At 49.3% G+C, this 20699-nt stretch carries 18 protein-coding genes and 1 other RNA gene; 14 read left to right on the forward strand and 5 right to left on the reverse strand.

Annotation, left to right across the window (positions count from 1 at the left end; translation table 11 throughout):
* The 4 genes from sufA to G434_RS20660 all read right to left on the reverse strand — a co-directional run bounded on the left by sufA (position 1) and on the right by G434_RS20660 (position 4669).
* Positions 1 to 369: a Fe-S cluster assembly scaffold SufA gene (gene sufA, locus G434_RS20675; RefSeq protein WP_000367171.1), complete on the reverse strand. Its 369-nt coding sequence runs from the start codon at positions 367 to 369 to the stop codon at positions 1 to 3.
* A 548-nt stretch (positions 370 to 917) separates the two neighbouring features.
* Positions 918 to 1106, reverse strand: coding sequence for a YdiH family protein (locus G434_RS20670; protein ID WP_001296104.1), 189 nt, complete (start codon positions 1104 to 1106; stop codon positions 918 to 920).
* A gap of 99 nt (positions 1107 to 1205) precedes the next feature.
* Positions 1206 to 1616, reverse strand: a complete 411-nt coding sequence (gene menI / locus G434_RS20665) for a 1,4-dihydroxy-2-naphthoyl-CoA hydrolase (RefSeq protein ID WP_000637986.1) — start codon at positions 1614 to 1616, stop codon at positions 1206 to 1208.
* Positions 1613 to 4669 carry a D-2-hydroxyglutarate dehydrogenase YdiJ gene (locus tag G434_RS20660; RefSeq protein WP_000613027.1) on the reverse strand — a complete coding sequence of 1019 codons (3057 nt, stop codon included), beginning with the start codon at positions 4667 to 4669 and terminating at the stop codon, positions 1613 to 1615. The genes menI and G434_RS20660 overlap by 4 nt, the downstream gene beginning before the upstream one ends.
* A 388-nt stretch (positions 4670 to 5057) precedes the next feature.
* Between G434_RS20660 and ydiK the strand changes: the two genes are divergently transcribed.
* The 9 genes from ydiK (at position 5058) to G434_RS20620 (ending at position 14332) form a co-directional block, all read left to right on the forward strand.
* Positions 5058 to 6170, forward strand: coding sequence for an AI-2E family transporter YdiK (gene ydiK / locus G434_RS20655; RefSeq protein ID WP_000248640.1), 1113 nt, complete (start codon positions 5058 to 5060; stop codon positions 6168 to 6170).
* 185 nt (positions 6171 to 6355) lie between these two features.
* Positions 6356 to 6463: antisense sRNA RprA (gene rprA, locus G434_RS27020), an RNA gene on the forward strand.
* Between the two features lie 135 nt (positions 6464 to 6598).
* Positions 6599 to 6955 carry a YdiL family protein gene (locus G434_RS20650; protein ID WP_001308680.1) on the forward strand — a complete coding sequence of 119 codons (357 nt, stop codon included), beginning with the start codon at positions 6599 to 6601 and terminating at the stop codon, positions 6953 to 6955.
* A 98-nt stretch (positions 6956 to 7053) separates the two neighbouring features.
* Entirely contained in the window at positions 7054 to 8268 is a 1215-nt protein-coding gene (locus tag G434_RS20645; RefSeq protein WP_000795534.1) for an MFS transporter, read from the forward strand.
* A gap of 226 nt (positions 8269 to 8494) precedes the next feature.
* A complete protein-coding gene (locus G434_RS20640; RefSeq protein ID WP_001306133.1) occupies positions 8495 to 9760 on the forward strand; it encodes an MFS transporter in 1266 nt (421 codons plus the stop codon).
* A gap of 11 nt (positions 9761 to 9771) precedes the next feature.
* The gene (gene ydiB / locus G434_RS20635; protein ID WP_000383491.1) at positions 9772 to 10638 is read left to right on the forward strand and encodes a quinate/shikimate dehydrogenase; all 867 of its coding nucleotides are present in this window, start codon (positions 9772 to 9774) and stop codon (positions 10636 to 10638) included.
* A gap of 30 nt (positions 10639 to 10668) precedes the next feature.
* Positions 10669 to 11427 carry a type I 3-dehydroquinate dehydratase gene (aroD, locus tag G434_RS20630; protein ID WP_000860193.1) on the forward strand — a complete coding sequence of 253 codons (759 nt, stop codon included), beginning with the start codon at positions 10669 to 10671 and terminating at the stop codon, positions 11425 to 11427.
* Between the two features lie 144 nt (positions 11428 to 11571).
* A complete protein-coding gene (locus G434_RS20625; protein WP_000805673.1) occupies positions 11572 to 13167 on the forward strand; it encodes an acyl CoA:acetate/3-ketoacid CoA transferase in 1596 nt (531 codons plus the stop codon).
* Positions 13168 to 13180: 13 nt separating this feature from the next.
* Entirely contained in the window at positions 13181 to 14332 is a 1152-nt protein-coding gene (locus G434_RS20620; RefSeq protein WP_000347850.1) for an acyl-CoA dehydrogenase, read from the forward strand.
* Positions 14333 to 14374: 42 nt separating this feature from the next.
* Here the strand turns inward: G434_RS20620 and G434_RS20615 are convergent, their stop codons facing one another.
* Positions 14375 to 15286 (reverse strand): AraC family transcriptional regulator, encoded by a 912-nt coding sequence (locus G434_RS20615; protein WP_000284799.1) that lies wholly within the window; start codon positions 15284 to 15286, stop codon positions 14375 to 14377.
* A gap of 315 nt (positions 15287 to 15601) precedes the next feature.
* On the opposite strand from G434_RS20615, the gene G434_RS20605 reads away from it, so the two are divergent.
* From G434_RS20605 to fadK, 5 genes are read left to right on the forward strand one after another with little or no spacing between them, the layout of a single operon-like run.
* Positions 15602 to 16366, forward strand: a complete 765-nt coding sequence (locus G434_RS20605) for an electron transfer flavoprotein (protein WP_000692115.1) — start codon at positions 15602 to 15604, stop codon at positions 16364 to 16366.
* Between the two features lie 19 nt (positions 16367 to 16385).
* Positions 16386 to 17324 (forward strand): electron transfer flavoprotein subunit alpha, encoded by a 939-nt coding sequence (locus G434_RS20600; RefSeq protein ID WP_000080713.1) that lies wholly within the window; start codon positions 16386 to 16388, stop codon positions 17322 to 17324.
* 55 nt (positions 17325 to 17379) lie between these two features.
* On the forward strand, positions 17380 to 18669 hold the full coding sequence (locus tag G434_RS20595; RefSeq protein ID WP_001278514.1) for an FAD-dependent oxidoreductase: 1290 nt from the start codon (positions 17380 to 17382) through the stop codon (positions 18667 to 18669).
* Positions 18666 to 18959 (forward strand): ferredoxin family protein, encoded by a 294-nt coding sequence (locus G434_RS20590; protein WP_000081071.1) that lies wholly within the window; start codon positions 18666 to 18668, stop codon positions 18957 to 18959. Before G434_RS20595 ends, G434_RS20590 begins: the two co-directional genes overlap by 4 nt.
* A gap of 56 nt (positions 18960 to 19015) precedes the next feature.
* Positions 19016 to 20662: a medium-chain fatty-acid--CoA ligase gene (fadK, locus tag G434_RS20585; protein ID WP_001309534.1), complete on the forward strand. Its 1647-nt coding sequence runs from the start codon at positions 19016 to 19018 to the stop codon at positions 20660 to 20662.
* Positions 20663 to 20699 lie beyond the last annotated feature (37 nt).

The following is a 20699-nucleotide window of genomic DNA, read 5'->3' on the forward strand; positions in this document are numbered from 1 at the left end:
CTATACCCCAAAGCTTTCGCCACAGCCACATTCATTCTGGGCTTTAGGGTTGTGAAATTTGAATATCTGATTAAGTCCTTCACGAACGAAATCGACTTCCGTGCCATCAATAAACGGCATCGCTTGCAGCGGGACAAACAGCTTCGCACCGTCGTGTTCAAACAGCAGATCGTCTTTGTCCGGCTCGCTAACACTGTCGAGCACATAGCCAAAGCCCGCGCAGCCCGTTTGCTTCACGCCTAAGCGCACGCCGACCATACCCGGCTGCTTTGCCACCAGCTCGCGTATGTGGACAGCGGCTGCGGGTGTCAGCGTTAAGCCCTGCCAGGCGAAATCCTGTGGATTAAAGGTTCCTGAATGCATGTCCATCGATTTACCTCACTTCATCGCTTTCAGCGTATAACAGCATGTTAGTGATAATGATTATCAGTTCAACCCAGCAAACGCAGGGGCTTTACCGTAAAACATGCTTTTTTCTTGCTTTTAATAAGCATAGACCCTGATGTGTGGGTTAACAGGCACGCTAAGAATTAGGTATCTCATTGTTAGATAATGATTATTATCTAAGGAGCATTAAGGCTGTGATGAAAAAGAAAAAGTTGTATTGAAAATGACTATTTAAGAGATAGGTAAAAAAGTGCAGCGTTCAGAAATAAGAAAACCCTTAAGTCTGTGCGACACAGGCTTAAGGGTTTCTACCCCATCCGGCGCTTATCTCCGGCACTCTCAGTGGCTTAGCTCTTGAAGGGGCGATAAGAATAATCTCATAAAGCTAAGCCGTCGTTTTAACACAAACTGCGATTAGTATTATTTTTGAACAATATCAGGCGGTTAGATAAGCAGTATTAAGAAGGTTATCGAACCTGGACGGAGGTTAATCCAGGTCGATTTGGCGAAATTGCAGCATTAAGTCAGGATCAATGCACGCCCAGACGCCAGGCAAAGTAGATTTCTTCTTTTAATTCAGCAGAAGAGAGAGTAAGCAGGTCAGCAAATTCAAGTTCTAGTTGTTTCAGACGTTTGAGATATTGGGCAGGTGAAAGATTGCTCTGGTCACGGCGTAAAAATTCAATGGCCAGCTGGGTGGGATCAAGTTGAGTAGACATAGCATCCTCGCTTTTAGACAAGACCTGCACAGTATACCACCGTTTACTGTGCAGATAATAACCAAAAGCAATATGCGTCACACTTTTCTGGTGACAACGTCACAAAATGGCGGTCGTTAATCGTGACGAACAGCACAAACGCCCTTTCTCATCGAAGATTTCAATCTGCCAGACCTGGTGACGCGAACCGAGATGCAACGGTTTGCATACGCCGCGCACCCGCCCTTCTCGTGCCGAGCGGACGTGGTTAGCATTGATTTCCAGACCAACCACCTTTTGCTCACCTTCGGTACATAAATAACCGGCAACGGAACCGATACTTTCGGCCAGTACCACGGATGCCCCTCCATGCAGCAACCCGAAAGGCTGCTTTGTCCGCGAGTCTACTGGCATTGTCGCTTCAAGGGTGTCATCACCAATATGTTCAAAGCGAATATCCAGCAACCCCACCATGTTTCCTTCACCCATGGCATTCAGTGCTTCCAGGGTGATTTTTCGTTTCCATATCATTTAATAATCTCCAGTAAAGCCTGCACAGGATGGCGTACCCCCGTGCCTTCGACCCGTTTTACCTGGCTACGGCAGGAATATCCGGTCGCCAGACAGCGATTACGCGGCAGTCGCTGCATCGCCTGATGCCAGGATAACTCATAGATCCCGAGCGAATTTTTATGGTTTTTCGCTTCATGTCCGTAAGTCCCTGCCATGCCGCAGCAACCCACGCTGACATTTTCCAGTTTCGCGCCAAAACGGGCAAATATCGCGGCCCATTGTGCTGGCGCGCCCGGCAAAGCGGTAACTTCGGTACAGTGACCAAAGAAATACCATGATTCACCGCTGACTGTAGCCACTGGCTGTGAGTCAAGTGCGCTTGCCAGCCATTCATTCGCCAGTAAGACGTTAAACTCGCCACGTTCCTCGCCCAGCGCCAGTTTATATTCATCGCGATAACAAAGTACCAGCGCCGGATCGACGCCCACCATTGGCATCCCCAGCTTCGCCATACGGTTGAGGAAATCCGCCGTCTTTTTCGCCGTCTTCGCAAAACGATTAAGAAAGCCTTTGATATGCTGGGCTTTGCCATTTGGCGAAAATGGCAGTAACACAGGCTGGAAACCTAATTTTTCGACCAGACGGACAAAATCCGCCACCACTTGCGCATCGTAATAGCTGGTAAAGGGGTCCTGCACCACCAACACCGTGCGCGCTTTCTGCTCTGCATTGAGAGCTTCAAGCTGTTCCAGCGTCATATTCGCCGAGCGATGCCCCACCATTTGTTGTTGCAGCGAGGGGACCGACAGCAGCGGCAAATCAACCATGCCAATATGTTTTTCCGAGAGTTTGCGCACCAGCGGCTGGTTAATGAAGAAGTTAAAGGTTTTCGGCGCGCGTGCCATCAGCGGTGCGTAGCTCTCGACCGTAGCGACAAGGTGGTCGCGCAGAGGGCGTAAATAACGGGTGTGATAGAGCTGCAGAAAACGAGAGCGAAACTCCGGCACATCAATTTTGATGGGGCACTGGGTCGAACAAGCTTTACAGGCCAGACAGCCCGACATCGCCTCTTTGACTTCGTGGGAGAAGTCATATTCGCCTTTATTCGCATGCCAGCTATTGCGCGTGCGGGCAATTAACGTCCGCAAACTGACGCCGGATTCAGGCAGTTCTTGTTCCAGTTTGAGTGGGTCAACGCCGCGATCCGCCAACAAGCGCAGCCATTCACGCACCAGCGTTGCGCGCCCTTTCGGTGAATGAATCCGGTTCTGGGTGATCTTCATCGACGGACACATCGGACTACGGACATCAAAGTTGAAGCATAAACCGTTGCCGTTACACTCCATCGCACCGCGCCACTGCTGGCGTACCGCAATGGGGATCTGCCGATCGAATGTACCGCGCTTCACCGCGTCCACTTTCATCATCGGCGCATCGAGACCTTCTGGCGGGCAAATCTTCCCAGGGTTGAGTCGGTTATGCGGGTCAAATGCCGCTTTCACTTTGCGCAGTTCTGCAAAAAGTTCCTCACCGAAAAACGCCGGGCTGTATTCAGCGCGAAAACCTTTGCCGTGCTCGCCCCACAACAAGCCACCGTATTTCGCAGTCAGCGCCACCACGTCATCAGAGATTTGCTTCATCAAAATCTCTTGTTGTGGATCGCACATATCCAGTGCCGGACGGACGTGCAAGACACCTGCGTCGACGTGACCGAACATACCGTAGCTTAAGCCGTGGCTGTCGAGCAGCGCGCGAAATTCAGCAATATAATCTGCCAGATGTTCCGGCGGTACGCAGGTATCCTCAGCAAACGGAATTGGCTTGGCTGCTCCTTTGGCATTACCGAGCAGGCCGACAGCTTTTTTGCGCATCGCATAAATACGCTCAACACCTGCCAGCTCACTGCATACCTGCCAGCCGATCACACCTGCTTGCTGACTGGCGATAAGTTCATCCAGCCGCGCACAGAGTGCATTTACTCGCTCATCAATCAGCGTCTCATCATCACCAGCAAATTCCACAATGTTCAGCCCGAGCATTTCTTTGTCAGGCACATCGGTAATCAACTCGCTGACGGAATGCCAGACAATATCTTCCCGCGCCAGATTCAGCACTTTTGAGTCCACCGTCTCTACCGAAAGCGCCCGCGCCTCAACCATAAACGGCGCGTTACGCAGCGCGGAGTCAAAAGAGTCATATTTGACGTTCACCAGACGGCGCACTTTAGGCAAGGGCGTAATATCCAGCCGCGCTTCGGTAATAAAGGCCAGCGTCCCTTCTGAACCCGTCAGAATGCGCGTCAGGTCGAACTCGGTCATCTCATCGTTAAAGACATGACGCAGATCGTAACCGGTAAGAAAGCGGTTAAGTTTGGGGAAGTTGTCGATGATTAACTGGCGTTGCTGACGGCAACGTTGATAAACCGTGTTATAAATTCGCCCGATTGCGGTATTGGTTTTACCCAGCGTTTCTGCCAGTTCGACGGGTAAAGATTGCGTATCGAGAATATCGCCCCCCAACAACACCGCGCGTACGCCAAGTACGTGATCTGACGTTTTGCCATAGACCAGCGATCCCTGACCGGATGCATCGGTATTGATCATCCCGCCGAGCGTTGCCCGGTTGCTGGTCGAAAGCTCCGGCGCAAAAAAGTAGCCGAACGGTTTCAGGTACTGATTGAGTTGGTCTTTTATCACCCCGGCCTCAACGCGCACCCAGCCCTCTTCAGGGTTAATTTCGATGATGCGGTTCATATGGCGGGACATATCAACAATAATCCCCTGGTTGAGCGCCTGACCGTTAGTGCCGGTGCCGCCGCCGCGGGGGGTAAAGATCAGCGATGAATAGCGTTCCTGCGCGGCAAGACGGGCGATCAGCGCCACATCTGCGGTTGAACGCGGAAATACCACCGCATCGGGGAGAAGTTGGTAAATACTGTTGTCGGTCGACATTGTCAGACGATCGGCATAACTTGTCGCCGTATCGCCGGTAAACCCCTGTTGCTCCAGCTCTTGCAAAAAATTAAGCACCAGTTGAACGACGCCGGGTGCCTGGGAAATCTGTGGAATCATTATATTGACCCTTTCCTGCGGTCTGTGATGTAGGTCGATACACTATTCTTTCAGGCGGCTGCAATAGCGCACTGAAAGGTGATGTTTATTTACTCTATGGATTTCGAGTTGCAGGAAGGCGGCAAGCGAGTGAACTCCAGGAGCTTACAATAGTAAGTGACTGGGGTGAACGAACGTAGCCGCAGCACATGCAACTTGAAATACGACGAGTAAATCGTTTGCGTGTTGCCTGAGTTGTTGTACCACATTTTTTTCTAACACGCCCATCAGAATTAAGGGCAGAATCGGCCTGTTAAAAACCGCTGAAATTGCTCATCATTATGCAGGTGAGTTTCGCGTGTTCACGTCGCGTCGACGATTTGACGCACAAAAAAGGTGAAAAGTAGTTATGGTAAATGTTCGTCAGCCCAGGGATGTCGCACAAATTCTGCTTTCGGTGCTCTTTTTAGCCATCATGATTGTGGCATGTCTGTGGATTGTACAACCCTTTATTCTCGGCTTTGCATGGGCTGGTACGGTGGTTATCGCCACCTGGCCGGTATTGTTACGTTTGCAAAAGATCATGTTTGGTCGCCGGTCTCTCGCCGTTCTGGTGATGACGCTGTTATTAGTGATGGTGTTTATCATCCCTATTGCCTTGCTGGTTAACAGTATCGTCGACGGCAGCGGCCCGCTAATTAAAGCCATTTCCAGCGGTGACATGACGTTACCCGATCTGGCGTGGCTTAATACCATTCCGGTGATTGGCGCGAAGCTGTATGCAGGCTGGCACAACTTGCTGGATATGGGGGGGACGGCGATCATGGCAAAAGTCCGTCCTTATATTGGCACCACCACCACCTGGTTCGTTGGGCAGGCGGCGCATATCGGGCGCTTTATGGTGCATTGTGCGCTGATGCTTCTCTTCAGCGCCCTGCTGTACTGGCGCGGTGAACAAGTGGCGCAAGGCATTCGCCATTTTGCAACCCGTCTGGCAGGCGTTCGTGGAGATGCCGCCGTGCTGCTGGCGGCACAAGCTATCCGCGCGGTGGCGCTGGGTGTTGTGGTGACAGCGTTAGTACAGGCAGTGCTTGGCGGTATCGGCCTCGCCGTATCCGGCGTACCTTATGCAACTTTGCTCACGGTGTTAATGATCCTCTCCTGCCTTGTCCAGCTTGGACCGTTGCCGGTACTGATTCCGGCGATTATCTGGCTCTACTGGACTGGCGATACCACCTGGGGAACGGTATTGTTAGTGTGGAGCGGTGTGGTTGGCACGCTGGATAACGTCATCCGCCCAATGTTAATTCGCATGGGTGCCGATTTACCGCTGATCCTGATTCTCTCTGGCGTTATTGGTGGTTTGATTGCTTTCGGGATGATCGGCCTGTTTATTGGTCCGGTTCTGTTAGCCGTTTCCTGGCGTCTTTTTGCCGCGTGGGTGGAAGAAGTCCCACCGCCGACTGACCAACCGGAAGAAGTTCTCGAAGAACTTGGCGAAATCGAGAAACCGAATAAGTAATTTCTCATCAGGCGGCTCTGCCGCCTGATTGTTAACCCCTGCTAATTGATATTTGCTTGCTCTTCCCCATATTTTCCTGCTTACCGCCATTCAGCTGGTAGTACCTGTCGCAAATTCTTTACAGTTTTTAAACTAATGAGACGAATCTGATCGACGCAAAAAGTCCGTATGCCTACTATTAGCTCACGGTTATAAATCAACATATTGATTTATAAGCATGGAAATCCCCTGAGTGAAACAACGAATTGCTGTGTGTAGTCTTTGCCCATCTCCCACGATGGGCTTTTTTTTAACATTTTTCCGCTTCGCTACCTCGCCCCTCACGCTTTCCAATAATGTTGCACAAGATACTGTGACTCTCTTCAAGCCGTCAGCAGGCTGATAATGTTATTTATATTTTATTGTTTATTTCATGCAGCCATTACACGATGAACGCTTATGAACTCCAGGCACTCCGCCATATTTTTGCCATGACTATTGATGAATGCGCGACCTGGATTGCCCAGACCGGTGACAGTGAAAGCTGGCGTCAATGGGAAAATGGCAAATACGCCATTCCTGATCGTGTAGTCGAGCAACTGTTGGCTATGCGTCAGCAAAGAAAAAAACATCTTCATGCCATCATAGAGAAAATAAATAACCGCATCGGCAACAACACCATGCGTTTTTTCCCCGACTTAACCGCGTTTCAACAAGTCTACCCTGATGGCAATTTTATTGACTGGAAGATCTATCAATCGGTAGCCGCTGAATTATATGCACACGATCTGGAGCGCCTTTGTTAATTTTCCAAAGAAAGGAATTGTCGTTGTTACAACAATAATGAACGGATGCTGACACAACATCGCTTCACTTTTTAAAGCACCTTTGCTAAGTAGAACCTATGAAAAATCCCTATTTCCCTACCGCACTGGGGTTGTATTTTAATTACCTGGTGCATGGTATGGGCGTCATTTTGATGAGCCTGAATATGGCCTCGCTGGAGACGCTTTGGCAGACTAATGCCGCAGGCGTCTCAATAGTTATCTCATCGCTGGGTATTGGTCGATTAAGTGTCTTGCTTTTTGCAGGATTATTATCCGATCGCTTTGGTCGCCGCCCTTTTATCATGCTCGGGATGTGCTGCTATATGGCCTTCTTTTTTGGCATCCTGCACACCAATAACATTATTATCGCTTATGTTTTGGGCTTTCTGGCGGGAATGGCAAACAGTTTTCTCGATGCAGGCACATATCCCAGTTTGATGGAAGCTTTTCCACGCTCACCGGGGACAGCCAATATTTTAATTAAAGCATTTGTTTCCAGCGGACAATTTTTGTTACCGCTAATCATTAGCCTGTTAGTGTGGGCTGAACTGTGGTTCGGTTGGTCCTTTATGATTGCTGCAGGCATTATGTTTATTAACGCTCTGTTTTTATACCGTTGTACGTTCCCACCCCATCCGGGTCGTCGCTTACCTGTCATAAAGAAAACCACCAGATCTACGGAACATCGCTGTTCAATTATCGATTTAGCCAGTTATACCTTATATGGTTATATCTCAATGGCAACGTTTTATCTGGTTAGCCAGTGGCTGGCACAGTACGGACAATTTGTTGCAGGCATGTCATACACTATGTCGATCAAACTACTTAGTATCTACACCGTGGGTTCGCTGCTTTGTGTATTTATTACCGCTCCACTCATTCGTAATACCGTTCGCCCAACAACATTACTGATGCTGTACACCTTTATCTCATTTATTGCTCTGTTTACCGTCTGCCTGCATCCCACATTTTATGTGGTGATAATATTTGCTTTTGTCATTGGTTTTACCTCTGCTGGAGGTGTTGTGCAAATTGGCCTGACGTTAATGGCTGAACGTTTCCCCTATGCTAAAGGTAAAGCTACAGGGATCTATTACAGTGCGGGCAGTATTGCAACATTTACCATTCCGTTGATTACGGCTCATCTGTCCCAAAGAAGTATTGCCGATATTATGTGGTTCGATACCGCCATCGCTGCCATCGGCTTTTTACTGGCACTGTTTATCGGCTTACGCAGCCGCAAAGAAACGCGGCATCACTCGCTAAAGGAAAATGTCGCTCCGGGTGGGTAATGCAATATTCTTTTCAGGTCATGCAAGATCTTACGGATAAATAACTATTTCTGCGCTAACTAAGGAAAATCGCGATCAAAAACAAACTATGACATGCAATATTCCTGGAAACATAAACTTTATGCCATGTACCCAGGGAAAATCATCTTCAGTATAGTAATTATGTAAACCGTCGGAGAACAATACGTACGGTAACGAAATTATCTTTCAGCAAGGAGCTGTGAAAATGTCTCAAAATAAGGCTTTCAGCACGCCATTTATCCTGGCTGTTCTTTGTATTTACTTCAGCTATTTCCTGCACGGCATTAGTGTTATTACGCTTGCCCAAAATATGTCATCTCTGGCAGAAAAGTTTTCCACTGACAACGCGGGCATTGCCTATTTAATTTCCGGTATCGGTTTGGGGCGATTGATCAGTATTTTATTCTTCGGTGTGATCTCCGATAAGTTTGGTCGTCGGGCGGTGATATTAATGGCAGTAATAATGTATCTGCTATTCTTCTTTGGTATTCCCGCTTGCCCGAATTTAACTCTCGCCTACGGTCTGGCAGTGTGCGTAGGTATCGCTAATTCAGCGCTGGATACGGGTGGCTACCCCGCGCTCATGGAATGCTTTCCGAAAGCCTCTGGTTCGGCGGTCATACTGGTTAAAGCGATGGTGTCATTCGGGCAAATGTTCTACCCAATGCTGGTGAGCTATATGTTGCTCAATAACATCTGGTACGGCTATGGGCTGATTATTCCGGGTATTCTGTTTGTACTGATCACACTGATGCTGTTGAAAAGCAAATTCCCCAGCCAGTTGGTGGACGCCAGCGTAGCTAATGAATTACCGCAAATGAACAGCAAACCGTTAGTCTGGCTGGAAGGTGTTTCATCAGTACTGTTCGGTGTAGCCGCATTCTCGACCTTTTATGTGATTGTGGTGTGGATGCCCAAATATGCGATGGCTTTTGCTGGTATGTCAGAAGCTGAGGCATTAAAAACCATCTCTTATTACAGTATGGGCTCGTTGGTCTGTGTCTTTATTTTTGCCGCACTGCTGAAAAAAATGGTCCGGCCCATCTGGGCTAATGTATTTAACTCTGCACTGGCAACAATAACAGCTGCCATTATCTACCTGTACCCTTCTCCATTGGTGTGTAATGCCGGAGCCTTTGTTATCGGTTTCTCAGCAGCTGGCGGCATTTTACAGCTCGGCGTTTCGGTCATGTCAGAGTTTTTCCCAAAAAGCAAAGCCAAAGTCACCAGTATATATATGATGATGGGTGGACTGGCTAATTTTGTTATTCCGCTGATTACCGGTTATCTGTCGAACATCGGCCTGCAATATATCATTGCTCTCGATTTTACTTTCGCGCTGCTGGCCCTGATTACCGCAATTATTGTCTTTATCCGCTATTACCGCGTTTTCATTATTCCTGAAAATGATGTGCGGTTTGGCGAGCGTAAATTTAGCACCCGGTTAAACACAATTAAGCATAGAGGTTAAAGGAGTTAATTATGGATGTTACCGCAAAATACGAATTGATTGGGCTGATGGCCTATCCCATCCGCCACAGTTTATCGCCTGAAATGCAGAATAAAGCCTTAGAAAAAGCGGGATTGTCATTTACCTATATGGCCTTTGAAGTGGATAACGATAGTTTTCCCGGAGCAATTGAAGGATTAAAAGCCCTCAAAATGCGCGGAACTGGTGTATCAATGCCGAACAAACAACTGGCGTGTGAATATGTTGATGAATTAACGCCAGCGGCCAAACTGGTGGGTGCCATCAACACCATCGTTAATGATGATGGCTATCTGCGTGGCTATAACACCGACGGCACGGGCCATATTCGCGCCATTAAAGAGAGCGGTTTTGATATCAAAGGCAAAACGATGGTGCTGTTAGGGGCCGGAGGTGCCTCAACGGCGATTGGCGCGCAGGGGGCAATTGAAGGTTTAAAAGAAATTAAACTCTTTAACCGTCGGGATGAGTTCTTCGATAAAGCCCTCGCCTTCGCGCAGCGGGTTAACGAAAACACCGATTGTGTCGTCACGGTTACCGATCTCGCCGATCAGCAAGCCTTTGCTGAAGCCCTGGCTTCCGCCGACATTTTAACCAATGGCACAAAAGTGGGTATGAAACCCCTTGAGAATGAATCATTGGTTAATGATATCAGTCTGTTACATCCGGGACTTCTGGTCACTGAATGCGTGTATAACCCGCATATGACGAAGTTATTGCAGCAGGCGCAACAAGCTGGTTGCAAAACGATTGATGGATACGGCATGTTGTTGTGGCAAGGGGCTGAACAGTTCACGTTATGGACTGGCAAAGATTTCCCTCTGGAATATGTTAAACAGGTCATGGGGTTCGGTGCCTGACAGGCTGACCGCGTGCAGAAAGGGTAAAAAATGAAAACCGTAACTGTAAAAGATCTCGTCATTGGTACGGGCGCACCTAAAATCATCGTCTCGCTGATGGCGAAAGATATCGCCAGCGTGAAATCTGAAGCTCTCGCCTATCGTGAAGCGGACTTTGATATTCTGGAATGGCGTGTTGACCACTATGCCGACCTCTCCAATGTGGATTCTGTCATGGCGGCGGCAAAAATTCTCCGTAAAACCATGCCAGAAAAACCGCTGCTGTTTACCTTCCGCAGTGCCAAAGAAGGCGGCGAGCAGGCGATTTCCACCGAGGCTTATATTGCACTCAATCGTGCAGCCATCGACAGCGGCCTGGTTGATATGATCGATCTGGAGTTATTTACCGGCGATGATCAGGTTAAAGAAACCGTCGCCTACGCCCACGCGCATGATGTGAAAGTTGTCATGTCCAACCATGACTTCCATAAAACGCCGGAAGCCGAAGAAATCATTGCCCGTCTGCGCAAAATGCAGTCCTTCGACGCCGATATTCCTAAGATTGCGCTGATGCCGCAAAGTACCAGCGATGTGCTGACGTTGCTTGCCGCGACCCTGGAGATGCAGGAGCAGTATGCCGATCGTCCAATCATCACGATGTCAATGGCAAAAACTGGCGTAATTTCTCGTCTGGCTGGTGAAGTATTTGGCTCGGCGGCAACTTTTGGTGCGGTAAAAAAGGCCTCTGCACCAGGGCAAATCTCGGTAAATGATTTGCGCACGGTATTAACTATTTTACACCAGGCATAAGCAATAATATTTCGGCGGGAACATCCTCCCCCGCCGAACTAAAAAAATATATTTAACCGTATTTAATAAAAATATTTCGTGAGTCTCTGTGCGCTAATTCTCCATCTGGCGTAGGGAAAATCACACCTGAATCAGGAATTAACAATGAAACCTGTAAAACCACCTCGTATTAATGGACGAGTGCCGGTCCTGTCGGCACAGGAAGCGGTGAATTATATTCCCGACGAAGCAACACTTTGTGTGTTAGGCGCTGGCGGCGGTATTCTGGAAGCCACCACGTTAATTACAGCTCTTGCTGATAAATATAAACAGACTCAAACGCCACGTAATTTATCGATTATTAGTCCGACAGGGCTTGGCGATCGCGCCGACCGTGGTATTAGTCCGCTGGCGCAAGAAGGTCTGGTGAAATGGGCATTATGCGGTCACTGGGGACAATCGCCGCGTATTTCTGATCTCGCAGAACAAAATAAAATTATTGCTTATAACTATCCACAAGGTGTACTTACACAAACCTTACGCGCCGCCGCAGCCCACCAGCCTGGTATTATTAGTGATATTGGCATCGGAACATTTGTCGATCCACGCCAGCAAGGCGGCAAACTGAATGAAGTCACTAAAGAAGACCTGATTAAACTGGTCGAGTTTGAAAACAAAGAATATCTCTATTACAAAGCGATAGCGCCAGATATTGCCTTCATTCGCGCTACCACCTGCGACAGCGAAGGCTACGCCACTTTTGAAGATGAGGTGATGTATCTCGACGCATTGGTTATTGCCCAGGCGGTGCACAATAACGGCGGTATTGTGATGATGCAGGTGCAGAAAATGGTTAAGAAAGCCACGCTGCATCCTAAATCTGTCCGTATTCCGGGTTATCTGGTGGATATTGTGGTGGTCGATCCGGATCAAACCCAACTGTATGGCGGTGCGCCGGTTAACCGCTTTATTTCTGGTGACTTCACCCTTGATGACAGCACCAAACTTAGCCTGCCCCTAAACCAACGTAAATTAGTTGCACGGCGCGCATTATTCGAAATGCGTAAAGGCGCGGTGGGGAATGTCGGCGTCGGTATTGCTGACGGCATTGGCCTGGTCGCCCGGGAAGAAGGTTGTGCTGATGACTTTATTCTGACGGTAGAAACAGGTCCGATTGGCGGAATTACTTCACAGGGTATCGCCTTTGGCGCGAACGTGAATACCCGCGCCATTCTGGATATGACGTCCCAGTTTGATTTTTATCACGGTGGTGGTCTGGATGTTTGTTATTTGAGTTTTGCTGAAGTCGACCAGCACGGTAACGTCGGCGTGCATAAATTCAATGGCAAAATCATGGGCACCGGTGGATTTATTGATATCAGTGCCACTTCGAAGAAAATCGTTTTCTGCGGCACATTAACTGCGGGCAGTTTAAAAACAGAAATTACCGACGGCAAATTAAATATCGTCCAGGAAGGACGGGTGAAGAAATTTATTCGGGAACTACCGGAAATTACTTTCAGCGGAAAAATCGCTCTCGAGCGAGGGCTGGATGTTCGTTATATCACTGAGCGCGCAGTATTCACGCTGAAAGAAGACGGCCTGCATTTAATCGAAATCGCCCCTGGCGTCGATTTACAAAAAGATATTCTCGACAAAATGGATTTCACCCCAGTGATTTCGCCAGAACTCAAACTGATGGACGAAAGATTATTTATCGATGCGGCGATGGGTTTTGTCCTGCCTGAAGCGGCTCATTAACAGGAGTATCACGATGGATTTTTCTTTAACTGAAGAACAAGAACTGCTGCTGGCCAGTATTCGCGAACTGATTACGACTAACTTTCCGGAAGAGTATTTCCGCACCTGCGATCAAAACGGGACATACCCGCGTGAATTTATGCGGGCACTGGCGGATAACGGTATTTCCATGCTTGGCGTGCCGGAAGAATTTGGTGGTATCCCTGCGGATTACGTCACCCAAATGCTGGCGCTGATGGAAGTGTCAAAATGCGGTGCCCCGGCATTTTTGATCACCAACGGTCAATGTATTCACAGTATGCGCCGTTTCGGTTCTGCAGAGCAGCTACGTAAAACGGCGGAAAGCACCCTGGAAACGGGTGATCCCGCCTATGCCCTGGCATTGACGGAACCAGGCGCAGGCTCAGATAACAACAGCGCCACCACCACTTACACGCGTAAAAACGGCAAGGTTTACATCAACGGCCAGAAAACCTTTATTACCGGTGCGAAAGAGTACCCGTATATGCTGGTGCTGGCGCGCGATCCGCAACCGAAAGATCCCAAAAAAGCCTTCACCCTGTGGTGGGTCGACTCCAGTAAGCCCGGCATTAAGATTAACCCGCTGCATAAAATCGGCTGGCATATGCTCAGCACCTGCGAAGTCTATCTCGACAACGTGGAAGTTGAAGAGAGCGACATGGTGGGCGAAGAAGGAATGGGTTTCCTCAATGTGATGTATAACTTTGAGATGGAGCGCCTGATCAACGCCGCGCGCAGCACCGGCTTTGCCGAGTGTGCCTTTGAAGATGCCGCCCGCTATGCCAACCAGCGTATCGCTTTTGGTAAACCCATTGGTCATAACCAGATGATCCAGGAAAAACTGGCGCTGATGGCGATTAAGATCGACAACATGCGCAACATGGTGTTGAAAGTGGCATGGCAAGCCGATCAGCATCAGTCACTGCGCACCAGCGCGGCGCTGGCAAAACTGTACTGCGCACGTACCGCAATGGAAGTTATTGATGATGCGATTCAAATCATGGGCGGTCTGGGCTATACCGATGAGGCGCGCGTCTCTCGCTTCTGGCGTGATGTCCGTTGTGAACGTATCGGCGGCGGTACAGACGAAATTATGATTTACGTAGCGGGTCGGCAGATCCTGAAAGATTATCAGAACAAATAATCTGCAGGCGGCGCAGCTTCTTAACAAACTGCGCCGCCAGATTTATCCAACAAGACTTACCGGTTGAGGAAATTCAGATAAGATTTCTTGTTCCGCAAAACAGTTTTTAAATTGCCTGCGGTAATCGCTGGGCGAACAGCCGACATGGCGCAAAAACAGTTTGGCAAAGTGATCGACATTTTCATAACCCACACGCCAGGAGATCTCTGCCTGTGATAATTCAGTATTAGTGAGTGACCATTTCGCTTCCGTCATACGCCGTTGAATAACATAGTTAATAGGGGAAATGCGATACTCTTTGGTAAATTCATGGCAAATATAACTGACGCTGGCACGAAACTTTTTCGATAACTGCTCTAAAGTGATTTTTTCGCGATAGTTATTATTCAGATAGAAAAGAATATCTTTTATCAGAACATCTTTTTTAATATATCCCTGCTCCGAACGATAAGCATTTTTAAAGTTTTCGTAGTAAAGAATTGCTAACGTATAGGCAAAGGCGTCCCATAACGAAGATGTTTGGCTATTTTTACTTTGCGGCAAAATCACACTTAGCTCATTAAATAAGGTTTTAATGACTTCTTTTCCCTGCCCTGCGGCAATTACCGGGCAAGAATGCGGTTGCAGTAGCTGATTTTCCTCAGCCCCCTGAAACTGAAAGCCGTACAGCGCACAAGTACACGTCGTTGCCGGATCGTTAACGTCAGAGGCCACCGCATGCAGCCTGCCACGTTCTATCACCACAATGTCATCGGCGTGCGCGACATATAACGAAGAATCGATGGTAAACCTTGCTACCCCTTTCTTGACGTAAATCAACTCAGTTTCATTGTCATGAACGTGATGTCCGGACTCCCATTTTGGATCATCGCTAAATGCAAAACGTGAAAGCCGTGGCGTTTTACCGGCGACAAACAGCGTTTCGCTGGCGTTATCAAAACAGCGTTGATACATGACAACCTCCCTATTCCATGAGCAAGCAAAAACAATATATGCCGGATAAAATACGGCGTGTATTGCGGTTATACAACCGCGTTTAGCGAGAGCTAAACAAGATTATTTACACTGAATGCAAGATTGTACGGTCATGGAATAACTATATTGCCGCAAATTGCACTTTTGTTTTAGCGATCGCATTTTTTTTGCAAGATTGTTGGCAAGGAAAACAGCTTGCTCCGTCGAAAACCCCGCACCGCTATCGCACACTATTTTCAGACCATTTTTACCTTCCATCGGAGATGGTTCCGTATGCGACTCACAGGAGAAATCATGAAAATAATAACCTGCTTTAAGCTGGTGCCTGAAGAACAGGACATTGTTGTCACTCCAGAATATACCCTGAATTTCGACAATGCCGACGCCAAAATCAGCCAGTTCGATCTCAATGCCATTGAAGCTGCAAGCCAGATTGCAACAGATGACGATGAGATAGCCGCGCTGACCATTGGCGGCTCATTGTTGCAGAACTCGAAAGTGCGTAAAGACGTGCTATCCCGCGGGCCGCATAGCCTGTATTTGGTGCAGGATGCGCAACTTGAACATGCACTGCCTCTCGATACCGCAAAGGCGCTGGCGGCAGCAGTTGAAAAGATCGGCTTCGATTTACTGATCTTTGGTGAAGGTTCCGGCGACCTTTATGCCCAGCAGGTTGGCTTGCTGGTCGGAGAAATTCTGCAACTTCCGGTGATTAATGCAGTGAGTGCTATTCAGCGTCAGGGCAATACACTGGTGATTGAACGCACGCTTGAAGATGATGTTGAAGTTATTGAGCTCTCTGTTCCAGCCGTGCTCTGCGTCACCTCCGATATTAATATGCCACGCATTCCTTCGATGAAAGCCATTCTCGGCGCGGGTAAAAAACCGATAAATCAGTGGCAGGCAAGTGACATTGGCTGGAGCCAGAGCGCGCCACTTGCTGAGCTGACCGGCATTCGCGTACCGCCGCAAACAGAACGTAAGCACATCATTCTCGATAACGATTCGCCGGAGGCCATTGCCGAGCTGGCGGAATATCTGAAGAAAGCCCTGAACTGAAGCCTACGGAGAAGAAACGATGAGTCAATTAAACAGCGTCTGGGTCTTTAGCGATAATCCTGAACGTTATGCTGAACTGTTTGGCGGCGCGCAGCAATGGGGCCAACAGGTGTATGCCATTGTACAAAATACCGACCAGGCGCAGGCAGTTATGCCTTATGGTCCAAAATGTATTTATGTTCTTGAGCAAAATGATGCGCTGCAACGTACTGAAAATTACGCCGAAAGCATTGCTGCCCTGCTGAAAGATAAACATCCTTCTATGTTGCTGCTGGCCGCGACGAAACGCGGTAAAGCTCTGGCAGCACGGTTAAGTGTGCAACTGAATGCGGCGCTGGTGAACGATGCCACTGCGGTGGATATTGTCGATGGTCACATTTGCGCCGAACACCGGATGTATGGCGGGTTAGCGTTCGCACAGGAAAAGATCAACAGCCCGCTGGCGATCATTACCCTTGCACCCGGTGTTCAGGAACCGTGCACCAGTGATACCGCTCATCAGTGCCCGACAGAAACGGTACCTTATGTTGCCCCGCGTCATGAAATTCTCTGTCGCGAACGCCGTGCGAAAGCGGCAAGCAGCGTGGACCTGAGCAAAGCAAAACGTGTGGTTGGCGTCGGTCGTGGTCTGGCAGCGCAGGATGACCTGAAAATGGTCCACGAACTGGCGGCGGTGCTGAATGCTGAAGTCGGCTGTTCACGTCCAATTGCCGAAGGCGAGAACTGGATGGAGCGTGAACGTTATATCGGTGTCTCCGGCGTGTTGCTGAAATCCGATCTCTACCTGACGCTGGGGATCTCCGGGCAGATCCAGCATATGGTTGGCGGCAACGGCGCAAAAGTGATTGTCGCCATCAATAAAGATAAAAATGCGCCAATCTTCAACTATGCCGACTACGGTCTGGTGGGCGATATCTACAAAGTCGTCCCTGCCCTGATTAGCCAGTTGAGCCGCTAATTCCCCTTTCAACCACATCTCCCGCTGTAAACGCAGCGGGAAGGGAGCATAACGCATGTCGGATGACAAATTTGATGCCATTGTGGTCGGTGCGGGCGTTGCCGGTAGCGTTGCCGCACTGGTCATGGCGCGAGCCGGGCTGGATGTCCTGGTGATAGAACGCGGCGACAGTGCCGGATGTAAAAACATGACCGGCGGGCGTCTTTATGCCCACACACTTGAAGCGATTATTCCAGGCTTTGCAGCATCAGCGCCGGTAGAACGCAAGGTCACACGCGAGAAAATCTCCTTCTTAACCGAAGAAAGCGCCGTTACCCTCGACTTTCACCGCGAGCAACCAGATGTTCCGCAACACGCGTCTTATACCGTATTGCGTAATCGTCTGGACCCGTGGTTGATGGAACAAGCCGAGCAGGCGGGCGCGCAGTTTATCCCGGGCGTACGCGTCGATGCGCTGGTTCGTGAAGGAAACAAGGTCACTGGCGTGCAGGCCGGGGATGATGTTCTTGAAGCGAATGTGGTGATTCTGGCTGATGGCGTTAACTCGATGCTTGGCCGCTCGCTGGGAATGGTTTCCGCTTCCGATCCGCATCATTACGCTGTTGGTGTTAAAGAGGTTATTGGCCTCACACCAGAACAGATCAACGATCGCTTTAATATTACGGGCGAGGAAGGTGCCGCCTGGCTGTTTGCCGGTTCCCCTTCTGACGGCCTGATGGGTGGCGGATTCCTCTATACCAATAAGGATTCCATATCGTTGGGGCTGGTTTGTGGATTGGGTGATATCGCCCATGCGCAAAAAAGCGTGCCGCAAATGCTGGAAGATTTTAAACAACACCCCGCCATTCGCCCGCTGATTAGCGGCGGCAAACTGCTTGAATATTCCGCGCATATGGTGCCGGAAGGCGGTCTGGCAATGGTGCCGCAGCTGGTTAACGATGGCGTGATGATCGTTGGTGACGCCGCAGGCTTCTGCCTGAATTTGGGTTTTACAGTTCGCGGCATGGATTTAGCCATTGCATCAGCTCAGGCTACCGCCACAACAGTGATTGCCGCCAAAGAACGCGCGGATTTCTCCGCCAGCAGTCTGGCGCAATACAAACGTGAGCTGGAACAAAGTTGTGTTATGCGCGATATGCAGCATTTCCGCAAGATCCCGGCGCTGATGGAAAATCCGCGCCTGTTTAGTCAGTATCCGCGCATGGTCGCCGACATCATGAACGATATGTTCACCATTGACGGCAAACCAAACCAGCCGGTACGCAAAATGATCATGGGACACGCGAAAAAAATTGGGCTGATCAACTTGCTGAAAGATGGCATTAAGGGAGCAACCGCGCTATGAGCCAGAACGCTACGGTTAACGTCGACATCAAATTAGGCGTCAATAAATTCCATGTTGATGAGGGCCACCCGCATATCATTTTGGCGGCAAATCCCGATATCAATGAATTCCGTAAATTAATGAAAGCCTGCCCTGCCGGACTTTATAAGCAGGATGACGCCGGCAACATTCATTTTGATTCTGCCGGTTGTCTGGAGTGCGGCACCTGTCGGGTGCTGTGCGGCAACACTATTCTCGAACAGTGGCAATATCCCGCAGGCACCTTCGGTATTGATTTTCGCTACGGCTAATCATGCATCCCACAGGCCCGCATCTCGGGCCTGATGTTCTGTCTCGAGAGTCCAAAATGAAAGTGACATTAACGTTTAACGAACAACGTCGTGCGGCGTATCGTCAGCAAGGGCTATGGGGCGATGCTTCGCTGGCCGATTACTGGCAGCAGACCGCTCGTGCGATGCCAGACAAAATTGCCGTGGTCGATAATCATGGAGCATCGTACACCTATAGCGCGCTCGATCACGCCGCGAGCTGTCTGGCAAACTGGATGTTAGCGAAGGGTATTGAATCAGGCGATCGCATCGCATTTCAACTGCCTGGCTGGTGTGAATTTACCGTTATCTATCTTGCCTGCCTGAAAATCGGTGCGGTTTCCGTACCGCTGTTGCCTTCCTGGCGGGAAGCAGAACTAGTATGGGTGCTCAATAAGTGTCAGGCAAAAATGTTCTTTGCTCCGACGTTGTTTAAACAAACGCGTCCGGTAGATTTAATCCTGCCGCTGCAAAATCAGCTTCCACAACTACAACAACTTGTCGGCGTGGACAAACTGGCTCCCGCCACCTCTGCTCTCTCATTAAGTCAGATTATCGCCGACAATACTCCTCTAACCACGGCGATAACGGTCCACGGCGATGAATTAGCCGCGGTGCTGTTTACCTCCGGAACCGAGGGTCTGCCAAAGGGCGTGATGCTAACGCATAACAATATTCTCGCCAGTGAGCGGGCTTATTGCGCGCGGTTGAATCTGACCTGGCAGGATGTCTTTATGATGCCTGCGCCACTTGGTCATGCAACGGGCTTTCTGCATGGCGTAACGGCACCATTCTTAATTGGCGCTCGCAGCGTGTTGTTAGATATTTTCACTCCTGATGCGTGTCTCGCGCTGCTTGAGCAGCAGCGTTGCACCTGTATGCTCGGCGCAACGCCGTTTGTCTATGATCTTTTGAATTTACTGGAGAAACAACCCGCTGACCTTTCAGCGCTGCGCTTCTTTCTTTGCGGCGGGACCACAATCCCCAAAAAAGTGGCGCGTGAATGCCAGCAGCGCGGCATTAAATTATTAAGTGTTTATGGTTCCACAGAAAGTTCGCCGCACGCAGTGGTGAATCTCGACGATCCTTTGTCGCGCTTTATGCACACCGATGGTTACGCTGCCGCAGGTGTTGAGATTAAAGTGGTCGATGACGCACGCAAGACCTTACCGCCAGGTTGCGAAGGTGAAGAAGCCTCGCGTGGCCCCAATGTGTTTATGGGGTATTTTGATGAACCTGAATTAACCGCCCGTGCCCTGGATGAAGAAGGCTGGTATTACAGCGGCGATCTCTGCTGCATGGATGAGGCCGGCTATATAAAAATAACCGGGCGCAAGAAAGATATTATTGTCCGCGGCGGCGAAAATATTAGCAGCCGTGAAGTAGAAGATATTTTATTGCAGCATCCTAAAATTCACGATGCCTGTGTGGTTGCGATGCCCGATGAACGTTTAGGTGAACGCTCATGCGCTTATGTCGTGCTGAAAGCACCGCATCATTCATTATCGCTGGAAGAGGTGGTGGCTTTTTTTAGCCGTAAACGGGTCGCGAAATATAAATATCCTGAACATATCGTGGTAATCGAAAAACTACCGCGCACTGCCTCAGGTAAAATACAAAAGTTTTTGTTAAGGAAAGATATTATGCGGAGATTAACTCAGGATGTCTGTGAAGAGATTGAATAAGTTTCATCTTCGGGGATCACATAAACCCGGCGACTGA

It is taken from the genome of Escherichia sp. KTE172, assembly GCF_000408845.1.
In the GTDB taxonomy this organism is placed as follows: Bacteria; Pseudomonadota; Gammaproteobacteria; order Enterobacterales; family Enterobacteriaceae; genus Escherichia; species Escherichia coli.